The organism is Streptomyces sp. NPDC042100 (assembly GCF_055582325.1).
Genome location: NZ_JBVJDK010000005.1, coordinates 1 through 20,295, shown reverse-complemented (window position 1 = coordinate 20,295; position 20,295 = coordinate 1). Strand labels below are relative to the sequence as shown.

Annotated in this window: 20 protein-coding genes; 10 read left to right on the top strand and 10 right to left on the bottom strand. The window is 72.4% G+C overall.

What is annotated here, in order from left to right:
• Positions 1 to 55 precede the first annotated feature (55 nt).
• Positions 56 to 487 carry a VOC family protein gene (locus ACZ6J5_RS12515; protein ID WP_469390588.1) on the top strand — a complete coding sequence of 144 codons (432 nt, stop codon included), beginning with the start codon at positions 56 to 58 and terminating at the stop codon, positions 485 to 487.
• Positions 488 to 545: 58 nt separating this feature from the next.
• On the opposite strand, the gene ACZ6J5_RS12510 is transcribed toward ACZ6J5_RS12515, so the two are convergent.
• The 3 genes from ACZ6J5_RS12510 to ACZ6J5_RS12500 form a co-directional block, all read right to left on the bottom strand.
• A complete protein-coding gene (locus ACZ6J5_RS12510) occupies positions 546 to 1,061 on the bottom strand; it encodes a GNAT family N-acetyltransferase (protein ID WP_469390586.1) in 516 nt (171 codons plus the stop codon).
• A gap of 104 nt (positions 1,062 to 1,165) precedes the next feature.
• Positions 1,166 to 1,720 carry a hypothetical protein gene (locus tag ACZ6J5_RS12505; protein ID WP_469390584.1) on the bottom strand — a complete coding sequence of 185 codons (555 nt, stop codon included), beginning with the start codon at positions 1,718 to 1,720 and terminating at the stop codon, positions 1,166 to 1,168.
• A gap of 329 nt (positions 1,721 to 2,049) precedes the next feature.
• Positions 2,050 to 3,411, bottom strand: a complete 1,362-nt coding sequence (locus ACZ6J5_RS12500; RefSeq protein ID WP_132915727.1) for a glutamine synthetase family protein — start codon at positions 3,409 to 3,411, stop codon at positions 2,050 to 2,052.
• A 236-nt stretch (positions 3,412 to 3,647) separates the two neighbouring features.
• On the opposite strand from ACZ6J5_RS12500, the gene ACZ6J5_RS12495 reads away from it, so the two are divergent.
• The 4 genes from ACZ6J5_RS12495 to ACZ6J5_RS12480 all read left to right on the top strand — a co-directional run bounded on the left by ACZ6J5_RS12495 (position 3,648) and on the right by ACZ6J5_RS12480 (position 5,974).
• Positions 3,648 to 4,034, top strand: a complete 387-nt coding sequence (locus tag ACZ6J5_RS12495; RefSeq protein WP_469390582.1) for a hypothetical protein — start codon at positions 3,648 to 3,650, stop codon at positions 4,032 to 4,034.
• Between the two features lie 75 nt (positions 4,035 to 4,109).
• Positions 4,110 to 4,787, top strand: a complete 678-nt coding sequence (locus ACZ6J5_RS12490; RefSeq protein WP_469390580.1) for a DUF3105 domain-containing protein — start codon at positions 4,110 to 4,112, stop codon at positions 4,785 to 4,787.
• Positions 4,788 to 4,789: 2 nt separating this feature from the next.
• Entirely contained in the window at positions 4,790 to 5,410 is a 621-nt protein-coding gene (locus tag ACZ6J5_RS12485; RefSeq protein WP_469391343.1) for a DUF305 domain-containing protein, read from the top strand.
• Positions 5,411 to 5,554: 144 nt separating this feature from the next.
• Positions 5,555 to 5,974: a CBS domain-containing protein gene (locus ACZ6J5_RS12480; RefSeq protein WP_469390579.1), complete on the top strand. Its 420-nt coding sequence runs from the start codon at positions 5,555 to 5,557 to the stop codon at positions 5,972 to 5,974.
• Positions 5,975 to 5,989: 15 nt separating this feature from the next.
• Here ACZ6J5_RS12480 and ACZ6J5_RS12475 read toward each other — a convergent pair whose 3' ends face one another.
• The 3 genes from ACZ6J5_RS12475 to ACZ6J5_RS12465 all read right to left on the bottom strand — a co-directional run bounded on the left by ACZ6J5_RS12475 (position 5,990) and on the right by ACZ6J5_RS12465 (position 9,249).
• Entirely contained in the window at positions 5,990 to 6,811 is an 822-nt protein-coding gene (locus ACZ6J5_RS12475) for an alpha/beta fold hydrolase (RefSeq protein WP_469391341.1), read from the bottom strand.
• A gap of 149 nt (positions 6,812 to 6,960) precedes the next feature.
• Positions 6,961 to 7,755, bottom strand: a complete 795-nt coding sequence (locus tag ACZ6J5_RS12470; RefSeq protein WP_469390577.1) for a DUF998 domain-containing protein — start codon at positions 7,753 to 7,755, stop codon at positions 6,961 to 6,963.
• A gap of 12 nt (positions 7,756 to 7,767) precedes the next feature.
• A complete protein-coding gene (locus ACZ6J5_RS12465) occupies positions 7,768 to 9,249 on the bottom strand; it encodes an APC family permease (RefSeq protein ID WP_469390575.1) in 1,482 nt (493 codons plus the stop codon).
• 227 nt (positions 9,250 to 9,476) lie between these two features.
• On the opposite strand from ACZ6J5_RS12465, the gene ACZ6J5_RS12460 reads away from it, so the two are divergent.
• Complete coding sequence (locus ACZ6J5_RS12460; protein WP_469390573.1) at positions 9,477 to 10,322, top strand: DUF4190 domain-containing protein; 846 nt, start codon at positions 9,477 to 9,479, stop codon at positions 10,320 to 10,322.
• A gap of 100 nt (positions 10,323 to 10,422) precedes the next feature.
• Entirely contained in the window at positions 10,423 to 12,180 is a 1,758-nt protein-coding gene (locus ACZ6J5_RS12455) for an NAD+ synthase (RefSeq protein WP_469390571.1), read from the top strand.
• 12 nt (positions 12,181 to 12,192) lie between these two features.
• Here the strand turns inward: ACZ6J5_RS12455 and ACZ6J5_RS12450 are convergent, their stop codons facing one another.
• From ACZ6J5_RS12450 to ACZ6J5_RS12440, 3 genes are all read right to left on the bottom strand, one after another.
• Complete coding sequence (locus tag ACZ6J5_RS12450; RefSeq protein WP_469390570.1) at positions 12,193 to 13,218, bottom strand: endonuclease/exonuclease/phosphatase family protein; 1,026 nt, start codon at positions 13,216 to 13,218, stop codon at positions 12,193 to 12,195.
• A 168-nt stretch (positions 13,219 to 13,386) separates the two neighbouring features.
• Positions 13,387 to 14,025: a TetR/AcrR family transcriptional regulator gene (locus ACZ6J5_RS12445; RefSeq protein WP_469390568.1), complete on the bottom strand. Its 639-nt coding sequence runs from the start codon at positions 14,023 to 14,025 to the stop codon at positions 13,387 to 13,389.
• 51 nt (positions 14,026 to 14,076) lie between these two features.
• Positions 14,077 to 15,690, bottom strand: a complete 1,614-nt coding sequence (locus ACZ6J5_RS12440; protein WP_469390566.1) for an MFS transporter — start codon at positions 15,688 to 15,690, stop codon at positions 14,077 to 14,079.
• Positions 15,691 to 15,879: 189 nt separating this feature from the next.
• On the opposite strand from ACZ6J5_RS12440, the gene panB reads away from it, so the two are divergent.
• The 3 genes from panB (at position 15,880) to ACZ6J5_RS12425 (ending at position 18,737) form a co-directional block, all read left to right on the top strand.
• Positions 15,880 to 16,743 carry a 3-methyl-2-oxobutanoate hydroxymethyltransferase gene (gene panB / locus ACZ6J5_RS12435; protein ID WP_469390564.1) on the top strand — a complete coding sequence of 288 codons (864 nt, stop codon included), beginning with the start codon at positions 15,880 to 15,882 and terminating at the stop codon, positions 16,741 to 16,743.
• 132 nt (positions 16,744 to 16,875) lie between these two features.
• A complete protein-coding gene (locus tag ACZ6J5_RS12430) occupies positions 16,876 to 17,889 on the top strand; it encodes an ATP-binding cassette domain-containing protein (protein ID WP_469390562.1) in 1,014 nt (337 codons plus the stop codon).
• Positions 17,886 to 18,737, top strand: coding sequence for an ABC transporter permease (locus ACZ6J5_RS12425; protein WP_469390561.1), 852 nt, complete (start codon positions 17,886 to 17,888; stop codon positions 18,735 to 18,737). The genes ACZ6J5_RS12430 and ACZ6J5_RS12425 overlap by 4 nt, the downstream gene beginning before the upstream one ends.
• A 12-nt stretch (positions 18,738 to 18,749) precedes the next feature.
• On the opposite strand, the gene ACZ6J5_RS12420 is transcribed toward ACZ6J5_RS12425, so the two are convergent.
• Positions 18,750 to 20,295, bottom strand: a 1,546-nt coding sequence (locus ACZ6J5_RS12420; RefSeq protein WP_469390559.1) for a tetratricopeptide repeat protein, incomplete at its 5' end; no start/stop codon positions are given.

The following is a 20,295-nucleotide window of genomic DNA, read 5'->3' as shown; positions in this document are numbered from 1 at the left end:
GAGATCTTCGTACAGGGTGGTGGGGCCGACCGCAGCCGAGCGAGGAGCCTTGATCGTGAACTGGACCCTGGAAGTCGTGCCCGTGCCCGTCGCCGATGTGGACCGGGCCAAGGAGTTCTACGCCGGGAGGTGCGGCTTCGCGGTGGACCTGGACCAGGAGGTGGCGCCGGGCATCCGGATCGTCCAGATCACCCCTCCGGGTTCGCGCTGTTCGCTGACGCTGATCCAGGGGATGCCGCCGTTCCCGGGCGCCCGGGAGATGGCCCCGGGCACCCTGCACGGCCTCCAGTTCTGCGTCACGGACATCGAGGGTGCCCGGGCCGCGCTGGTGGCGGCCGGTGTGGAGGTGTCGCCGGTGAGGCACGTGGGGGCGACGGGCTGGGAGGAGGGCAAGGGGGAGACCTGGAACTCCTTCATGACCTTCGAGGACCCGGACGGCAACGGCTGGGTGGTCCAGGAGGCCCCGTCGGAGCTGTCGGACCGCTAGGGCCTGTCGTCACACTCCCGTCTGCCTCCGGGCGACGACGGGACTGTGACGACCGGCCCTAGGGGGTGTCCGCGCCGCCGAAGACGATCCGGTAGTTCCGCACCGTCTCGTCCTCTCCCTCGTACGCCATGCCGGCGGCCTCCATCACCCGCTGGGAGGGGACGTTGGCGAGGTCCGCGTCGCCGCGCACGGCGCTCGCGCCGGCCTCGCGGGCCCGGCCGATCAGCGCGCGCAGCGACTCGCTGGCGTAACCGTGGCCGCGGTGGTCCGGGACCAGCCCGTAGCCGATGGTGACGACGCCGTCGGGGCCGGGCGGCCGGTGGAAGCCGATGCCGCCGATGACAAGCCCGTCGGCGGCGAGCCGGATCGCGTACGGCCGGTAGGCCCCCGGGTCGCCGCGCTCGGCGATGCCGTCGAGGAAGGCGCGGGCGCTGCGGACGTCACCGAGTCCGGGATACCCGGGCGCCCACCGCTCGCCTTCGGCGGGACGGGCGTCGACGATGCGCTGGGCGTCGCCGAAGGAGAGCGGGTGCAGGAGCAGGCGCTCGGTCTCGATGATCGTGATCTCAGTCATTGGACGCAGTCTCGGCCAGCCCGGAGCCGGACGCAACGGGTTTGGTGACCGATGGCCCGATCACCCCCGCGCCGACGGTCGGAAGACGACAGCCGCTCGCCCCCTCATCTGGTCAGATCGCCGTCCGGAGCCTCCCGCACGGAGACTTTCCTCTCCTGTCGGCCCAAGCCTTTGGCCACGGCCTGGCGGATGCCGGCCGGGTCGTTCGTCTGCGCCGGAGGCGAGGCGGACCTCTCGATGGCGGTCTTCAAGTACGCGGGGTTCCACGACGAGACGGCACCACTGACGTCGATCCTCTCCACCTTGCTCCTGCCCACCTGTGCCTTGATCGCCGGCAGGATCTGGTCCGAGTACATGCGACCTTCCACCCTGAACAGACTGGCATGACCGCCGACCTTGCCGCCGTCCCGGAGGTAGACGGTGATGGCCAGGCAGCTCGTGACCGAGGGATAGACGATCGTGCCGCCCGGGCCGACTCTCTTGACCTCGCCCTCGGCAACGGTCTGCGTCTCCGCCGTACCGACCGCGGCGCCCCCGTCGGCGGTCTCGTTCTCGACGCGCTGGACGGTCAGGTCCGTGTCATGTGGCGGGTGACCGCGGTAGGCCGCCAGCGCGCGCGTCGTCGCGGCGTTGCCCGCCGTGCGCTGTAGGGCGGTCACCGCCGACGGGCTCAGGGGGCCGGCCGTTCCCCGCGGCAGGTCACCGGTCGGGGCCGATCGCCGCGGTGCCCTGGCGGGCGCCCCGGTCGATTCCGTGTGCGCGCGCTCGTGCTGGTGCAAGGCGTCCCCTCTCGGATGGCTCGGCATGAGCGACTCACTCTGCGACCCCCCGCCGTCGGGACACAAGACACGCGAGGGCAGACGAAAGGGCACTCCTCACTGGGGTGTTGGACGCCCGGGAAACGGCGATCGGCCCACCCGGACGCGTGAGCGCGTCCGGGCGGGCCGAGGACCGGTGGTCCGGACAGCGCCCGCCGTCCGGCCCGCGCCTACAGCACCGGCAGGTTCTTCCGCAGCTCGAAGGCGGTGACCTCGCTGCGGTACTCCTCCCACTCCTGCTTCTTGTTGCGGAGGAAGAAGTCGAAGACGTGCTCGCCGAGGGTCTCCGCGACCAGTTCGCTGCGCTCCATCAGGGCGATGGCCTCGCCCAGGTTCTGCGGGAGGGGCTCGATGCCCATCGCGCGGCGTTCGGCGTCGCTCAGGGCCCAGACGTCGTCGTCGGCGCCGGCCGGGAGTTCGTAGCCCTCCTCGATGCCCTTGAGGCCCGCCGCGAGGAGGACCGCGTAGGTCAGGTAGGGGTTGGCGCCCGAGTCGATGGAGCGGACCTCGACGCGTGAGGAGCCCATCTTGCCCGGCTTGTACATCGGGACGCGGATCAGCGCGGAGCGGTTGTTGTGGCCCCAGCAGATGTACGCGGGGGCCTCGCCGCCGGAGCCCGCGGTGCGGCCCGAGCCGCCCCAGATGCGCTTGTAGGAGTTGACCCACTGGTTCGTCACGGCCGAGATCTCGCCGGCGTGCTTCAGCAGGCCCGCGATGAAGGAGCGGCCCACCTTGGAGAGCTGGTACTCGGAGCCCGACTCGTAGAACGCGTTGCGGTCGCCCTCGAAGAGGGAGAGGTGGGTGTGCATCCCGGAGCCCGGGTAGTCGGAGAACGGCTTCGGCATGAACGTGGCCTGGACGCCCTGTTCGAGCGCGACCTGCTTCATGACCAGGCGGAAGGTCATGATGTTGTCCGCCGTGGACAGCGCGTCCGCGTAGCGCAGGTCGATCTCCTGCTGGCCCGGCGCGCCCTCGTGGTGGGAGAACTCGACCGAGATGCCCATCGATTCGAGCATGGTGATGGCCTGGCGGCGGAAGTCCATGCCCACGTTCTGCGGGGTGTGGTCGAAATAGCCGGAGTTGTCGGCCGGAGTGGGGCGGGTGCCGTCCAGCGGCTTGTCCTTCAGGAGGAAGAACTCGATCTCGGGGTGGGTGTAGAAGGTGAAGCCCAGGTCCGAGGTCTTCGCGAGGGCCCGCTTCAGGACGTAGCGCGGGTCCGCGAAGGACGGCGAGCCGTCGGGCATCAGGATGTCGCAGAACATCCGGGCCGTGCCGGGGGCCTCCGCGCGCCAGGGCAGGATCTGGAAGGTGCCCGGGTCCGGCTTGGCGATCATGTCCGATTCGTATACCCGGGCGAAGCCCTCGATCGCCGAGCCGTCGAAGCCGATGCCCTCGTCGAAGGCCTGCTCAAGCTCGGCCGGTGCCACGGCCACCGACTTCAGGAAGCCCAGCACGTCGGTGAACCACAGACGCACGAAACGGATGTCGCGCTCCTCTAGCGTACGGAGCACGAATTCCTGCTGCTTGTCCATTTCCACACCCATCCTCGCTGGTCAGGCCGCCTGCTGCCACCGCCTCGGGCACATCGGGGGCACCTGAGCATCCCACCACATGGTTTCGTGCACGTTGCACCCCCATAGTGCCTGCTCCGCCGTGACCGAGGTAACGGGGAAGCGGCCGGAAAGCGGCGCCGGTCAGGCATCTTTCCGGTACCGACTGGTACCCCGTCCGGCCCAAGGACCGCCTTCAACCACTACGATCGGCGCCCATGGGAGCCTCCCGGCTCATCGGCCCGCCGCGACACGCGCGTCCCCTGGCACTGGCGAGTGCCGTGGCGACGCTCGTCGGCGCGCTCTTCCTCTGTCTGGGGGTCGGCGAGACCGTCGGCGGCGGCCCCTTCGACGGGCACGAGCGGGCCGCGCGGCACCACACCTCGGTCGTCGAGCAGTTCGTCTGCCCCTACGACCCGGCCGGCTGCTCCCTCTTCCCGGCCCTCTCCCCCGCGGTGCTCAGCGCCCCGCCGCCGGCGGCTCCGCTGCACCCGGAGGGACGGCCCCCGCGCCCCGGCGCGCCGCACCACTCCGGCCCGGCGCCCAGCCCCGGCGCCCGGGCCCGTGCGCCGGACCTCCACGTCCTTCAGGTCCTGCGGACGTAACCGGCCGGGTTATCCCCCTCAGTTCGTTCGCATTTCTTCTTTCACTTCCGAACTTCCGAGAAGGACGACACCACCATGGCCGCGAACCGCTCCACCACCGCCGACCGCCGCGCGAAGATAGCCGAGCTGCGCCGCGCCGAGCAGGCCCGTGAGCGCCGCAACCGTCTCCTGACCATCGGTCTCTCCAGCGTCGTCGTGCTCAGCCTCGTCGGCTTCGGCGGCTGGGTGATCACCAAGGAGAACAAGGAGCAGGACCAGCAGGAGGCCGCCGCGAAGGCGCCCATCAAGGACGAGAAGTCCTGGGACGCCAAGAAGCTGGGCCGCAACCACGTCACCACCCCGGTGAAGTACGACATGAAGCCGCCGGTCGGCGGAGACCACAACCCCGTCTGGCAGAACTGCAACGGCGACGTCTACGACAAGTCCGTCAACGACACCAACGCGGTGCACTCGCTGGAGCACGGGGCCGTCTGGGTGACGTACAACAAGAAGGCCTCCCCCGCCGACGTCGAGAAGCTGAGCGCGAAGGTCAAGAAGACCCCGTACTCGCTGATGAGCCCGGTCGACGACCAGGCCGGCGCGATCATGCTGAGCGCCTGGGGCAAGCAGGTCACCGTGGACGGGGCGAGCGACCCCCGGGTCGACGCCTTCTTCACCAAGTACGTGGGCGGGCCGCAGACCCCCGAGCCGGGCGCCGCCTGCACCGGCGGCGTGGGCGCGGACGGCCAGGGCGGCGCTGGGATGGGCCAGTGAAGCTGAACCGGACGCAGTGGGCGTCCGTCACCGCCGTGGTCCTGGCCCTGCTCTTCGCCGGGGGCGCGGTCACCGTCGCCTCCGCGGACCGCGACAAGACGCCGGGCACGCCCACGGCGGAGTCGGCGGACGCGGGCTTCGCCCGTGACATGTCGGTCCACCACCAGCAGGCCGTCGAGATGTCCTTCATCGTCCGCGACCGCACCGAGGACGAGGCGGTGCGCCGGCTCGCGTACGACATCGCCAACACCCAGGCCAACCAGCGCGGCATGATGCTGGGCTGGCTCGACATGTGGGGGCTGCCGAAGGTGCAGTCCGGCGTGGAGCCGATGACCTGGATGGGCATGGGCTCGATGGCCTCGGGCGGCGAGGACGGCGAGCTCATGCCGGGCATGGCCACCCGCGCCGACCTGGACCGGCTGCGGAAGGCCTCCGGGCGGGACGCCGAGGTGCTGTACCTGAAGCTGATGACCGCGCACCACAAGGGCGGCATCCACATGGCCCAGGGCTGTGTGGAGCGCTGCGTGCCCGGCGTCGAGCGGGACCTGGCCCAGGGCATGGTCGACGCCCAGGAGTCCGAGATCAAGCTGATGGCGGACATGCTCAAGGAGCGCGGCGCCTGACCGCCGCCCCCTGTGCCGATGCGCCGGCCCCCGTGACCCCAGCGGTCGCGGGGGCCGCGTCGCGCCCGGACAATGGGGGTGCTCGGGGACCCCGTACGCACGCCTGCGTCCGACGTCAGGCGTTCGACGAAAGGTACGCGCCCCATGACCACGGCGAAGGACATCATGCATCCGGGGGCCCAGTGGATCCCCGCACACGAGACGCTCGACCGTGCCGCGCAGCTGATGCGCGAACTGAACGTGGGCGCCCTGCCCATCGCCGACCAGAACGAACGGCTCACCGGGATCATCACGGACCGCGACATCGTCGTGGGCTGTGTGGCCATGGGCCACGACCCCGCCAAGATCACCTGCGGTGAGATGGCGAAGGGCACCCCCCGCTGGATCGACTCGGGCGCCGACGTCGGCGCGGTCCTGGAGGAGATGCAGAGCCATCAGATCCGGCGGCTGCCCGTCATCGAGAACAAGCGGCTGGTCGGCATGATCAGCGAGGCGGATCTGGCGCAGCGGCTGACGGACGAGCAGCTGAAGGCGTTCTGCGCGAGCGTGTACGCGGCCTCCTGAGCCGCCCCGGGCCGCTCAGCTCCCGTCCCCCAGCACCGCCCGGGCCACGGCGTCCGGGCGGTCCAGCATCACCAGATGGCCCGACGGCTCGGCCGCCTCGTAGCGGGCGCCGAGCCGTCGGGCCAGCGTGCGCTGGCGGCGCTCCCAGCGGGCGGAGCCGTCGGGCGCGGCGAGCACGGTGACGGGCAGGCCCGGCGGCAGCGGGGCGCAGGCGCGCAGGGCGAGGAGCTCGGCGGCGACGGCGCCGTAGCGGGCGTTCTCGTCGAGGGCGCCGCGGAAGACCCGCGAGGTGCGGTAGACGCGGCGGACGAGGGCGGGCGGGGCCGGGTCGTGCCGTACGGACAGCCTGCGGGCGAGCGGTCCGAGGGCGGCCGGGACCCCGGCGGCGGACAGCAGCGCGCCGAGCACGCGGGCGCGGGCCGGGGCGGTGCGGGAGGCGTGGGGGCGCTCCTCCACGGAGGAGTCGACGAGGACGAGGGCGGCGGTACGGGCCGGGTGCAGCCGTGCGAAGGCCTCGGCGTGGAAGCCGGCGATGGAGTGGCCGACGACGGTGGCGGGCCCGGGCAGCCGCAGGGCGTCGAGGATTCCGGCGATCCGGCCGGCCTCGCCCGCGGCGGTGGCGGGCCCGGCGGCGGGGGCGGAGAGGCCGTGGCCGGGGCGGTCGAAGCGGACGACGGTGCGGTGCGGGGCGAGCAGCGGGACGACCGGCTCCCAGTCGAACCAGCTCAGTCCGAGCCCGGCGGCGAGTACGCAGACGGGCCCGGCTCCCTCGACGACGACGTGGTGAGGGACGCCGCCGACCCGGACGAAGCGGGGGGCGGGGGCGGGGCCCGCCACCGGGCGGGGCGCGTGGGCGGGGCCCGGTGCGGGTGCGGGGCCCGGTGCGGGTGCGGGCGCGGGGCCCCCGGGGCCGGGGACCGGGGCGGAGGCGGTCGCGGGCTCCGGCGGGCCCTCGCGCCGCCCCGCCCGCGCGCCGGGCTCCCGGGTCACGGGCGCCCGCCCCGGGCCCGTACCGCCTGCCCGGGCGGGTCCTCGTCCGGGGCGGCGGTCCGGGCGGTGCGGGTCTCGCGGTGGACCGACCAGGCCAGGACCGCCAGCCAGAGCGCGATCAGGGCGATCTGGAGGCGCTGGCCGGCGCCCAGGGACCACAGGCCCTTGCCCGCCTCGAAGGCGGCGATCGCGGCGAGGGTCCAGGCGGTGGCGGCGAATTCGAGGACGACGAGGACCGGGCCGGTGCGGGCCAGCGGGCGCCACAGGCCGTAGCGGCGGGCGGCGACGGTGAGGGCCACTATGCCGGTCAGCGCGCCGGCCATGGCGAGGCTGGAGCTGACGGCGTGGGCGGTGTGGGTGGCGGGGACGAGTCCGGCGGTCTCGCGGGCCGCGCACTCGGGGTCGGCGGTGGGCGCGCAGCTCAGCGGCAGCCGGGAGTCGACGGCGGTGGCGGCCCCGAACAGGGCGAGGGCGAGCCAGCCCAGCAGCAGCCAGGGGCGGCGGCGGCCCGGCTCGCGGCGGGCCCAGGAGGTCCCGGCGCCGCCCGCCCGGCCGTGCCAGCCGGTGGCCGCGAGGCCGGTCAGCGCGCCCGCGAGGACGAGCAGCCCGGCGACGAGGTCGGTGGCGCGGAAGAGGCCGCCGAGCGGCTGGTCGGCGGCGGCCAGCTCGGAGACGTAGGTCCGGACGGGGTCGAGCCCGGTCTGGACGACGACCTCAAGGACCCACGCGGTGTACGCGAGCGCGCCGAGCGCGAGGAGGACGGCGGCGGCACGCGGGGCTTTCCTGGACACACTCGTCCTACGTCAGGGGGTGCCGGATGGTTCCCGGTGTTCCGGGTGGATCCAGCCTGGCTTGCGGTATTTGAGCAGGGCGCCGGGGATGAGCAGGCCGAGTACGAGCAGGCCGCCGCCGACGATCAGGAGGTAGCGCCACAGCGGCTGGTCGCCGAACTGGTCCGGCGGCACGAAGCCGATGGCGAGGGCGGCGACGGAGGCGACGAAGCCGATGCCGGCGACCCAGGCGACGGCGGGGACCCGGAAGCCGCGCTCGACCTCGGGGCGGGTCCCGCGGAGCTTGACGACGGCGACGAACATCAGCAGGTAGGCGATGAGGTAGATCTGCACGGTGATCACGGAGAACATCCAGTACGCGCTGGAGACGTCGTCGCTGAAGGCGTAGAGGATGCCGATCAGGGTGGTGATCACGCCCTGGGCGACCATGATGTTCATCGGGGCGCCGGCCTTGTTGAACTTCTGGAAGGCGGGCGGCAGGTAGCCCTCCTGCCGGGAGAGCAGGACGAGGCCCTTGGCGGGTCCGGAGAGCCAGGTGAGCATGCCGCCGAGGGCGGCGCAGACGAGCATGACGCCGACGACCTTGGTCATCCAGCCGATCGAGAAGTGGTCGAAGAACGCCTGGAACGCCTGCATGAGCCCGGCGGTCAGGCTGAGCTGCTCGGACGGCATCACCCAGGCGATGGCCAGGGCCGGAAGGATGAAGATCAGCAGGACGAGGCCGGTCGCCAGGAACATCGACTTCGGGTACTCGCGCTTGGGCTCGCGCAGCGAGGAGACGTGGACGCCGTTCATCTCCATGCCCGCGTAGGAGAGGAAGTTGTTGACGATGAGGACCAGGCTGGCGAGGCCGGTCCACGGGGGCAGCCAGTGGTCGGGGCTCATGGGCTGCGCGGAGGGGTTGCCCTGGCCGAGGAAGACGATGCCGAGGGTGACGAGCAGGACGCCGGGGATGAGGGTGCCGACGATCAGGCCGAAGGACGACAGGCCCGCGATCGTCTTCGTCCCGTACGCGGAGATCCAGACCCCGGACCAGTAGACGACGACGATGACGATGGCGACGTAGAGGCCGTTCTCCGCGAGGGAGGGGTCGATGACGTACGCGAAGGTCGAGGCCACGTAGGCGAGCAGGCTCGGGTAGTAGGCGATCGTCATGGCGAACTGGCACCACACGGCGAGGAAGCCGAGCGGTTTGCCGAGCGCCTCGCTGACCCAGCGGTAGATGCCGCCCTCCCAGCCGGACGCCAGCTCGGCGCCGACCAGGGCGGTGGGCAGCAGGAAGACGAGGGCGGGCAGCAGGTAGAGGAAGATCGCCGCGAGGCCGTAGATCGCCATGGACGGCGAGGGCCGCAGCGAGGCGACGGACGCGGTGGTCATGAAGGCGAGGGTCAGCCAGGAGATGAACTGGCGTCGGGTGCCGTCGTCCTGGCGGGGCTCCGCGTCGGCCACGCCGGTGTTCCCGGACGGCTCGGCCGGCTCGTCGGTGGTCGTCATGGGGCCATGATCAGCGGAGCCGGGCGGCTTCGCATGTCGGGGGAACGGGGCGCCGAAGGCCCCGGCCGGGGTGCCGAAGGTCCTCAAGCGGGCCATTTCACCCCGCCGTGGATCACGAACACATCTCGTTCACACATCAAGTGGTCTCTCCACAACCGGCTGGTCTACGGTCATGGCCTCAGGGGTGGGGCGGCCTTGCCCTGCCCCGGACCCGTGAAGGACAGCGCATGACCATGCCCACGTATCCCCCCGGCCAGCAGCCCTGGGGCCCGCCGGGCACCCAGCCCCCGGCCCAGCCCCGCAACGGGCTCGGCACCACGGCACTGGTGCTCGGCATCGTGGGCCTGATCTTCGCCATCATCCCCTTCCTCTTCTGGCTGGGCGGCCTCCTCGGCCTGCTGGCCCTGATCTTCGGCATCGTCGGCATGTCCCGCGCCGGCAAGGGCCTCGCGACCAACAAGGGCCAGGCCGTCACCGGTCTGGTGCTCGGCGCGCTGTCGATCGTCGTCGCGATCGTGTGGACGATCATCGTCACCATCGCGGTCAAGGACGTCGCCGACGAGCTGAAGAAGGAGACCGGCGCCTCCGCGTCGGCCGGCTCCTCCGCCGGCTCCGGCGCGGACGCCACCCCCAGCGCCGACGCCACCCCCGACGCCCCGGCCGACAAGGCCCCCGGCGCGCTGAAGCTCGGCGAGACCTACACGTACGACGACGGCGTCAAGGTCACCGTCTCCACGCCGCGCGCCCACAAGCCCGACGCCTTCGCCGCCGGCTTCACCAAGGGCAACAAGGCCTTCCAGGTGACCATCACCATCGTCAACGGCGGCAAGGCCCCGCTCGACGTCACCACCGCCCTGCCGAACGCGAAGGGCGCCGACGGCGCCGCCGCCGAGATGGTCTTCGACGGCAGCAACGCCACCAAGCCCTTCGAGGGCAAGGTGCTCCCCGGCAAGCAGGCCAAGGCCGACTTCACCTTCGGCCTGGCCCCCGCCGCCGCCGGCGAGCTCCAGGTCGAGCTCGCCCCGAGCATGCTGGAGCACGACTCCGCGGTCTGGACCGGGCCCACCAAGTAGGCGCGAGGACCCGCCGGGCGGGCATGAGGGGGGCGCCCGGCGCCCCCCTTTTTTCGTGCCCGCCAGGACATAGCGTCGAATTGACGATTAGAGTGGGGGCGTGCCTCAACTACGCCTCGCCCTGAATCAGATCGACTCGACGGTCGGCGATCTCGCCGGGAACGCCGAGGCCGTCGTCCGCTGGACCCGGCACGCCGCCACCCAGGGGGCGCACCTCGCCGCCTTCCCCGAGATGGTGCTGACCGGCTACCCCGTCGAGGACCTGGCGCTGCGCCCCTCGTTCGTCGAGGCCTCCCGGGACGCCCTGCGGGCGCTCGGGCGGCGGCTCGCCGACGAGGGCCTCGGCGAGCTGCCGGTCGTCGTCGGCTACCTGGACCGCTCCGCGCGCGACCGGCCCCGGCTCGGCCGCCCGGCCGGCTCCCCGGAGAACGCCGCCGCGGTGCTGTACCGGGGCGAGGCGGTGCTGCGCTTCGCCAAGCACCACCTGCCCAACTACGGCGTCTTCGACGAGTACCGCTACTTCGTGCCCGGCGACACCCTGCCCGTGCTGCGCGTCCACGGCGTCGACGTCGCCCTCGCGATCTGCGAGGACCTGTGGCAGGAGGGCGGCCGGGTCCCGGCGGCCCGCAGCGCCCGCGCCGGACTGCTGCTGTCGGTCAACGCCTCCCCGTACGAGCGGAACAAGGACGACACCCGGCTCGAACTGGTCCGCGCCCGCGCCCGGGAGGCCGGCTGCGTCACCGCCTACCTGGCCAGCACCGGCGGCCAGGACGAGCTGGTCTTCGACGGCGACTCGATCGTCGTCGACGCGGCCGGCGAGGTGATCGCGCGTGCCCCGCAGTTCGCCGAGGGCAGCGTGGTCCTGGACCTGGAGCTGCCCGCCGCGCTCCCGGACGCCCCCGAGGGGGTCGTCGACGACGGGCTGCGGATCGACCGGGTGGTCCTCTCCGGCGACCCGCTGCCCGGGTACGAGCCGGAGGTGACGGGCGGTTACGCGGAGCGGCTCGACGACGACGAGGAGGTCTACTCGGCGCTGGTCGTGGGCCTGCGGGCGTACGTCGCCAAGAACGGCTTCCGCTCGGTGCTGGTCGGCCTGTCCGGCGGCATCGACTCGGCGCTGGTCGCCGCGATCGCCTGCGACGCGGTCGGCGCGGCGAACGTGCACGGGGTGTCGATGCCCTCGAAGTACTCCTCGGACCACTCGCGCGCCGACGCCGCCGAACTGGCCCGCCGCACCGGGCTCTCCTTCCGGACCGTCTCCATCGAGCCGATGTTCGACGCCTACATGGGCTCGCTGGGGCTGACCGGCCTCGCCGAGGAGAACCTGCAGTCGCGCCTGCGCGGCACGCTGCTGATGGCGCTCTCCAACCAGGAGGGCCACCTGGTCCTCGCGCCGGGCAACAAGTCCGAGCTGGCGGTGGGCTATTCGACGCTGTACGGCGACTCCGTCGGCGCGTACGGGCCCATCAAGGACGTCTACAAGTCGGACGTCTTCCGGCTCGCCCGCTGGCGCAACCGGGCCGCCGAGGAGCGCGGGCAGGTGCCGCCGATCCCGGAGAACTCGATCGGCAAGCCGCCGAGCGCCGAACTGCGCCCGGACCAGGTGGACACGGACTCGCTGCCGGACTACGGGGTGCTGGACCGGATCCTGGAGCTGTACGTGGACCGGGACCGGGGCAAGGACGAGATCGTGGCGGCCGGCTTCGACGAGGAGCTGGTGGCCCGGACGCTGCGGATGGTGGACACGGCGGAGTACAAGCGGCGCCAGTACCCGCCGGGCACCAAGATCTCCGCGAAGGGCTTCGGCAAGGACCGGCGGCTGCCGGTCACCAACCGCTGGCGGGAGAGCCGCTCCTGACGCGGCCCCGGTTCAGAGCCGGACGCGGGCCACGACCGGCAGGTGGTCGCTGCCGGTCGCCGGGAGGGTCCAGGAGGCCAGCGGCTCCACGCCCTTGACCATGATCTGGTCGATCCGGGCCATCGGGAAGGACGCCGGCCAGCTGAAGCCGAAGCCGTCGCCGGCCGCGCCCTGGGTGGAACGCAGCTGCGAGGTGACCGCGTTGAGCGAGCGGTCGTTCATGGTGCCGTTGAGGTCGCCGAGCAGCACGATCCGCTGGATCGGGTCGTGGGAGAGGGCCTCGCCGAGGGCGTTGGCGCTGTTGTCGCGCTGGTTGGCGGTGAAGCCCGCGTTCAGCTTGACCCGTACGGAGGGGAGGTGGGCCACGTAGACGGACACCTCCCCGGCGGGGGCGACGACGGTGGCCCGCATGGCGCGGGTCCAGCCCATCCGGATGTCGACCGGCTTCGGGTTCCGCAGCGGGTAGCGGCTCCACAGGCCGACGGTGCCCTGGACCGAGTGGTAGCGGTAGGTGTCGGCCAGTCCCCGCTCGTAGGTCGGCACCATGTCGCCCTTGAGCTCCTCCAGGGCCACCACGTCCGCGCCGGAGGCGGCGATCTGACGGGCCGTGCCCTCGGGGTCGGGGTTGTCGGCGTTGACGTTGTGGCTCAGCACGGTGAGGCCCTCGCCGGGCTCCGACTTGTCGACGATCAGCCCGCCGAAGAGGTTGACCCAGACGAGGGCCGGGAGCAGCAGGGCGATCAGGGCCGTCGCCGAGCGGCGCAGCAGGGCGAGGACGAGCAGCAGCGGCACGAAGAGGCCGAGCCAGGGCAGGAAGGTCTCGGTGAGGCTGCCGAGGTTGCCGATCCGGTTGGGGATGTCGGAGTGGAAGACCATCAGGAGCGTCAGCAGCACGGCGCACAGGGCGAGGAGGACGCCTCGGCGCCAGATGCCGCGGTCGCCGCGCAGGGCCCGCAGACGGCCGGCGAACCGGGAGGAGCGGTGCTCGTCGCGCGGCGCGCCGCCGCTCTCGGTCTCCGTCATGTCCACCCGCGTCATCGCTGCCGTCCTCACTGCCTTGCTCCGCGACCCGGACTCGACCCTAGGCGATTCCGGTTCGGTCGTACTCCCCGAGGGACGACACAGCCGCGTGGCGGGTTCCTGAGAGCGGTGCGAGGCGTTCCGCTGTGACAGAACGCGCACATTCGTACGACTCGTCCCCGGGGGTCAGGAGCGCGGGCGGAGCCCTTCCATGACGGCGTCGACGACCTGTTCCGCGAGGCCGGGTTCGAGGGTGGAGCCGGGGCGGATGACGGTGCGCAGCAGCAGCGGGCCGGTGAGGAGGTCGTTGACGAGCTCCAGGTCGAGGTCGGCGCGGATCTCGCCGAGCGCCATCCCGCGCCGTACGACGTCGAGGCCGAGGCGGCGGCGGGGCTCGATGACGGTCTGGTGGTACGCATCCCACAGCTTGGGATACGCCTGCATCTGCGAGAACACGTTGTGCAGCAGGGCCGAGTTCCGCTTGGCGAGCCCCCGGCGCCGGATCGACTCCAGGAGGGCGACGAGGTCGTCGCGGACGGAGACGCCGGGCAGCACCGGGTCCGGGGGTTCGACGGAGCGCAGCAGGTCGACGAAGAGCTCCTCCTTGCCGGGCCAGCGGCGGTAGATGGTGGCCTTGCCGACCCCGGCGGTGCGGGCGATCTTCTCGATGGACAGCTCGGTGAGCGGGGTGCCGGCCTCCAGCAGCCCGATCGCCGCCTCGAAGATCGCCTGCTCGGCCGCCTCGCTGCGGGGCCGCCCGCGCCGGGCACCGCCGGGGCAGTCGTCGGCGGGCGCCGCCCGGGGCCCGTCGTTCTGCTGCGTCACGTCCGCCTCACCTCTCCGTACGGGCCCCTGGGCCACCGCCGCCGTCTCTCGTCACCTCGTCACCGATTCTCCCGCCTCCGCGCGGCTGCCGGGAACGGCGGCGGGTCCGGCCGGGGCGGCGGGGGTGCGGCCGGGCAGGAAGAGGGCCACGACGACGGCGCCGATGAGGGCGACGGCGGCGGAGCCGATGGCGGTGACGTGCATGGCGTCGAGGAAGGCGTCGTACGCGGGGGCGACGAGTTCGCGCCCGGCCGGGCCGAGCTTCGCCGCGACGGCCAGGGTGGCCTCGATGGACTCGCCCGCCGCGTCGCGCAGGCCGGGCGGGACGGCGCCGAGGTGGCCCTCGATGCCGCCTCGGTAGGTGGAGGACAGGACGGAGCCGAGCACGGCCACGCCGAGCGCGCCGCCGACCTGGCGGAAGGTGTTGTTGATGGCCGAGCCGGAGCCGGCCTTCTCGCGGGGCAGCGCCTGCATCACGGCGACGGTGACCGGCGGCATGATGTGCGCCATGCCGGCGCCCTGCACGAAGAAGACGAGCTCCATGACCCAGACCGGGGTGCCGGCGTCGAAGAAGGCGAAGGCCCCCAGGCCCACGGCGACGGCGAGCATGCCGGCGGTGCACACGGCCTTGGCGCCGAAGCGGTCGACGACGAGCCGGGCGCGCGGTGCGAAGAGCATCTGGGCGATGGCCAGCGGCAGGATCAGCAGGCCGGACTCCAGGGCGCTGTAGCCCCGGACGCTCTGCAGGTAGAAGGCGGAGAAGAAGGTCACGCCGAGCAGGGCGAAGAAGACCAGCGCGATGGCGGCGACGGCGGCCGAGAAGGCGGGCTTGCGGAAGTAGGAGATGTCGAGCGCCGGGTGGTCGCTGCGCTTCTCGTACAGGACGAAGGCGGCCAGGATCGCGAGTCCGGCCAGCGTGGGCAGCAGCACGGTGACGTCGGTGACGCTGGCCAGCTCGCCGCCGCGGATGATGCCGTACACCAGCAGGACCAGGCCGAGGACGGAGAGCAGCACGCCGGGCAGGTCGATCCGGCCGGGCTTGGGGTCCTTGGAGTCGGGCACGAGCCAGGCCATGAGGGCGAGCGCGAGGATCACGACGGGCACGTTGACCAGGAAGATCGAGCCCCACCAGAAGTGCTCCAGGAGGACGCCGCCGGTGATGGGGCCGATGGCGATGGCGAGGCCGACGCTGCCGGCCCAGATGCCGATGGCCTTGGGCTGCTCGTCGCGCTCGAAGACGTTCATGAGGACGGCGAGGGTGGCCGGCATGACGAAGGCGGCGCCGAGGCCCATGAGGGCGCGGTAGGCGATGAGCTCGCCCGGGGAGGCGGAGAGCGCGGCGAGGGCGGAGGCGATGCCGAAGACGGTGATGCCGAAGAGCAGCACCTTCTTGCGGCCGAGCCGGTCGCCGAGCAGGCCGGAGGTGAAGAGGAGGCCGGCGAAGACGAGCGTGTAGGAGTTGATCGCCCACTCCAGCTCGCTCTGGGTGGCGCCGATGCCGGTGGGCGCGGGGCTGGCGATCGTCTTGACGGCGACGTTCAGGATCGAGTTGTCGAGGACCACGATCAGCAGGCTGAGCATGAGCACGCCCAGGATCGCCCAGCGGCGGCGGTGGACGGCCTCGGGTATGCGGGGCACGGTGAGTTCAGGGGACGGCTGAGACATGACGTCCACCCTAGACCCTTTTCGATACGAGACCGTCTCGTATCGATAGCGCTGGAGAAGTCTTTACGTTGCGGCGGTGTGAACAGCGCCACTGCGCCCCACTTCCCCGCCCGCCCGGCGAAGTGCCACCATGGACATGGTCCGGGGACGCCACAGGGCGCCTCGAGATGACAAAAGGAGCCGTTCACCATGACGCTTCAGGCTGCCCAGAAACCGCCCGCCGACAGCGGCAAGGCGCTGTACGGGGGGAAGGGCACCCGCCGCCTCACCGTCCACGACATCGCCGCCGCCAAGACCCGCGGCGAGAAGTGGCCCATGCTCACCGCCTACGACGCCATGACCGCGTCCGTCTTCGACGAGGCCGGCATCCCGGTGATCCTCGTCGGCGACTCGATGGGCAACTGCCACCTCGGCTACGACACCACCGTGCCCGTCACGATGGACGAGATGACCCTGCTCTCCGCCGCCGTCGTCCGGGGCACCACGCGCGCCCTCGTCGTCGGCGACCTCCCCTTCGGCTCGTACCAGGAGGGCCCCGTCCAGGCCCTGCGCAACGCGACCCGCCTGGTCAAGGACGCGGGTGTCGGCGCGATCAAGCTGGAGGGCGGCGAGCGCTCGCTGCCGCAGACCGAGCTGCTCGTCCAGGCCGGCATCCCCGTCATGTCCCACCTGGGCCTCACCCCCCAGTCCGTGAACACCATGGGCTACCGGGTGCAGGGCCGCTCCGACGAGGCCGCCCACCGGCTGCTCGGCGACGCCAAGGCGGCGCAGGACGCGGGCGCCTTCGCCGTCGTCCTGGAGCTCGTCCCGGCCGAGCTGGCCGCCGAGGTCACCCGCTCGCTGCACATCCCCACCATCGGCATCGGCGCCGGCCCCGACACGGACGCCCAGGTCCTCGTCTGGACCGACATGGCCGGGCTCACCGGCGGCAAGGTGCCGCGCTTCACCAAGCAGTACGCCAACCTCCGCGAGACGCTCGGCGACGCCGCCCGCGCCTTCGCCGAGGACGTCTCCGGCGGGGCGTTCCCCGCCGAGGAGCACACCTTCCACTAGGCGCACCGGACCCTCCCGGTAACAACGACAGCCCGCCGACCGTCCCCCGTCGGCGGGCTGTCGGCCGCTGTCGGCGCGTGCAGGCGGGGCTGTCGGTCGGCTGTCGGCGCGTTGTCGGTGGCGGCGTGTTCCATGGTGGACATGACGCGATCACACACCAACGCCGTCGAGGTCCGGGGCCTCGTGAAGCACTTCGGCGAGACGAAGGCCCTCGACGGGGTCGACCTGGACGTGCGCGAGGGCACCGTCCTCGGGGTCCTCGGCCCCAACGGCGCCGGGAAGACCACCCTCGTACGCTGCCTCTCCACCCTCATCGCCCCCGACGCCGGCACCGCCGTCGTCGCCGGCTACGACGTGGTGCGCCAGCCCCGCCAGCTCCGCCGCACCATAGGTCTCACCGGCCAGTACGCCTCGGTCGACGAGAAGCTGTCCGGCTGGGAGAACCTGTACATGATCGGGCGGCTGCTCGACCTCTCCCGCAAGGACGCCCGGGCCCGCGCCGACGAGCTCCTGGAGCGCTTCTCGCTCACCGAGGCCGCCAAGCGCCCCGCGATGAACTACTCCGGCGGCATGCGCCGCCGCCTCGACCTGGCCGCCTCCATGATCGGCCGCCCGGCCGTGCTCTACCTGGACGAGCCGACCACCGGCCTCGACCCCCGCACCCGCAACGAGGTCTGGGACGAGGTCCAGCGGATGGTCGCCGAGGGCGCCACCGTCCTGCTCACCACCCAGTACATGGAGGAGGCGGAGCAGCTCGCGAGCGAGCTGACCGTCATCGACCGCGGCCGGGTCATCGCCCGCGGCGGCGTCGACGAGCTGAAGGCCCGGGTCGGCGGCCGCACCCTCAAGGTCCGCCCGGCCGACCCGGCCGACCTGGCCGCCATGGCGGCGGCGCTGCGCGAGAGCGGCCTCGACGGGATCGCCGGCGCGACCGTGGTGCCCGACGAGGGCGTGCTGTACGTGCCGATCCTCAGCGACGAGCAGCTCACCGCCGTCGTCGGCCTGCTCGGCGCCCGCGGCTTCGGCATCGCCCACATCGGCACCCACCTGCCGAGCCTCGACGAGGTGTTCCTCGCCATCACCGGACAGAAGACGTCCGGCACCGACGCCGCCACCGACACGCTCAGCCAGGAGGTCGCCGCGTGAGCACCACGACCCTGTCCCAGTCCCCCGCCAAGACCCCGGCCCCGGCCCCCCGGACCCCCGGCGCCGCCGACGGCCGCATCGGCCTGCGGGCCAACCTGCGCCACATCGGCGCCCTGGTCCGGCGCAACGCCCTCCAGATCAAGCAGGACCCGGAGTCGATGTTCGACGCCGTCCTGATGCCGATCATCTTCGTGCTGCTCTTCGTGTACGTCTTCGGCGGCGCCATCGCCGGCAAGGGCAACAACGCGGAGTACGTGAACTACGTGGTGCCCGGCCTGATGGCCATGATGGGCATGAACATCGCGATGGGCGTCGGCACCGGCATCAACGACGACTTCAAGAAGGGCGTCATGGACCGGTTCCGGACCATGCCGATCGCCCGCTCCTCGGTCCTCATCGCGAAGATAGTCGTCGAGCTCGGCCGCATGCTGATCGCCACCGCGATCCTGCTGGGCATGGGCTTCCTGCTCGGCCTGCAGATCCACACCTCGGTGCTCCACCTGTTCGCCGCGATCGGCCTGTCCGCCGTCTTCGGCGCCGCCCTGATGTGGATCTTCATCCTGCTCGGTCTCACCATGAAGACGGCCCAGGCCGTCCAAGGGATGGCGATGCTGGTGCTGATGCCCCTCCAGTTCGGTTCCTCGATCTTCGCCCCGCCGACCACCATGCCCGGCTGGCTCCAGGGCTTCACCGAGTACAACCCGCTCTCCAACCTCGCCGACGCCGCCCGCGGCCTGATCAACGGCGGCCCCGTCGCCCACTCGGTGTGGATGACCCTCGCCTGGGCGGCCGGCCTCACCCTGGTCATGGCCCCGCTCGCGGTGTCCAAGTTCCGCAAGAAGACCTGACTCCCGGGGGATTCAGGACTCGGCGCGCCCGTTGATCGCGTCGGCGCGTCCGAGCAGGGCGGCGGCCTCCTCCAACGAGAGGCCGCCGCCCTCGGCGTGCGCGGCCTCGAAGACGGCCGGGTCGCCGAGCGCGTCCCGCGCCAGCCCGGTGGCGCGCGCCGTGTTCTCCCGCTCGATCGGCGGGCACAGGTGCCCGGGCGGGCGCAGCGCCTCGGACGCGCCGAGCAGCACGGCCGCCGTCCGGGCGCCGGGCCCGCCGAGCCCGGCGAGCGCCCAGGCGGCGGTCACCAGATGGGCCGACGGCATCTGCGGGGCGACCATCAGCGACAGGGCACCCGTGGCCCGCTCGTAGGCCCGCCTGGCGAGCTCGAAGGCGACGTCGTAGCGCTGGTCGAGGTTCTCCACCCAGGCCAGGCTGCCGAGGGTGAACCCCTCGAAGATGGACAGGGTCTGCGAACGGAAATCGGTGAGCAGTTCCGTCAGCAGCACCCGGGCCTCGTCGACGCGTCCGGTGCGGCCGAGCAGCATGGCGAGGAAGATCCGGGCGGCCAGCAGCGGCTCGTGCCCGTGCCCGTGCCCGCCTTCCACCACCGCCCGAAGGATCTTCTCGGCCTCCTCGGGCCGCCCCGTCTCGATCAGCATGTCGGCGTAGCGGGCGCGCAGCAGCGCCATCTGGGACTGGGCGCCGACCCGCCGCGCGTAGTCGATGGCGGCGGCGAAGTCCTCGGCGGCGCTGTGGAACTCAAGCCGCCGCTCCCGCGCCTCGGCCCGCGAGGACAGTGCCTCGGCCGCGCCCCAGGCGTCGTCGAGCCGGACGAAGATCCCCAGGCTCTCCTCGGCGTCGGCGGCGGCCTGCGCGGCCAGGTCGGCCCGGTTGGCGAGCAGGTTGGCGCGCAGTTGCAGGGCGTTGCCGAGGTCCCATTCGTAGCCGTAGCGGCGGCAGGCGGCGACGTGGGTGTCCAGGGCCTCGCCCATGCGGCCGGGTTCGGCGATGAGCAGGACGGCGAAGACGGCGAAGGAGCCGGGCAGCCGGCAGGTCTGCGGCAGCCCCGGCGGATACACCTCGTTGATCCGCCGCAGCCGGGCGATCCCCTCGGGAGTGGTCCACCGTCCCGTCTCGTGGTCCATGTTGAGGAGTTCGATCAGCCGCACCCCGCGCCGCGCCTCCCACAACTGGTCCTCGGAGAGCGGCGGCGGCCCGGCGGTGACGGACGCGTGCAGCGGTACGACGGGCCCGGCGTCGGGTCCGAACGGGTCGGGCCCGAGGGCGGCGACCGCCTCGGACCAGTACAGGGCGTCGGCGCGCAGGTCGCGCATGGTCCAGTACCAGAGCAGGGAGTGGACGAGGACGAGCGCCTCGTGCTCGTCGCCCGCCGCGACCGCCCGGCTCAGCGCGGTGCGGAGGTTGCCGTACTCGGCGCCGAACCGCGCGAGGGCCTCGGTCTGCCGCCCGCCCCGCAGCGCGGGGTCGGCGAGGCGGGCCAGCTCGCGGTAGTAGGTCAGGTGGCGGCGCTCGGCGAGCTCCCGGTCCCCGCCCTCGTCCAGCCGCTCCGAGGCG

Excerpts from the sequence above, each read along its gene's own strand:
- ACZ6J5_RS12510 (WP_469390586.1), bottom strand. The coding sequence starts at position 1,061 with ATGACTGAGATCACGATCATCGAGACCGAGCGCCTGCTCCTGCACCCG.
- ACZ6J5_RS12500 (WP_132915727.1), bottom strand. The coding sequence starts at position 3,411 with ATGGACAAGCAGCAGGAATTCGTGCTCCGTACGCTAGAGGAGCGCGAC.
- ACZ6J5_RS12495 (WP_469390582.1), top strand. The coding sequence starts at position 3,648 with ATGGGAGCCTCCCGGCTCATCGGCCCGCCGCGACACGCGCGTCCCCTG.
- ACZ6J5_RS12490 (WP_469390580.1), top strand. The coding sequence starts at position 4,110 with ATGGCCGCGAACCGCTCCACCACCGCCGACCGCCGCGCGAAGATAGCC.
- ACZ6J5_RS12480 (WP_469390579.1), top strand. The coding sequence starts at position 5,555 with ATGACCACGGCGAAGGACATCATGCATCCGGGGGCCCAGTGGATCCCC.
- ACZ6J5_RS12465 (WP_469390575.1), bottom strand. The coding sequence starts at position 9,249 with ATGACGACCACCGACGAGCCGGCCGAGCCGTCCGGGAACACCGGCGTG.
- ACZ6J5_RS12460 (WP_469390573.1), top strand. The coding sequence starts at position 9,477 with ATGACCATGCCCACGTATCCCCCCGGCCAGCAGCCCTGGGGCCCGCCG.
- ACZ6J5_RS12450 (WP_469390570.1), bottom strand. The coding sequence starts at position 13,218 with ATGACGCGGGTGGACATGACGGAGACCGAGAGCGGCGGCGCGCCGCGC.
- ACZ6J5_RS12440 (WP_469390566.1), bottom strand. The coding sequence starts at position 15,690 with ATGTCTCAGCCGTCCCCTGAACTCACCGTGCCCCGCATACCCGAGGCC.
- panB (WP_469390564.1), top strand. The coding sequence starts at position 15,880 with ATGACGCTTCAGGCTGCCCAGAAACCGCCCGCCGACAGCGGCAAGGCG.
- ACZ6J5_RS12430 (WP_469390562.1), top strand. The coding sequence starts at position 16,876 with ATGGTGGACATGACGCGATCACACACCAACGCCGTCGAGGTCCGGGGC.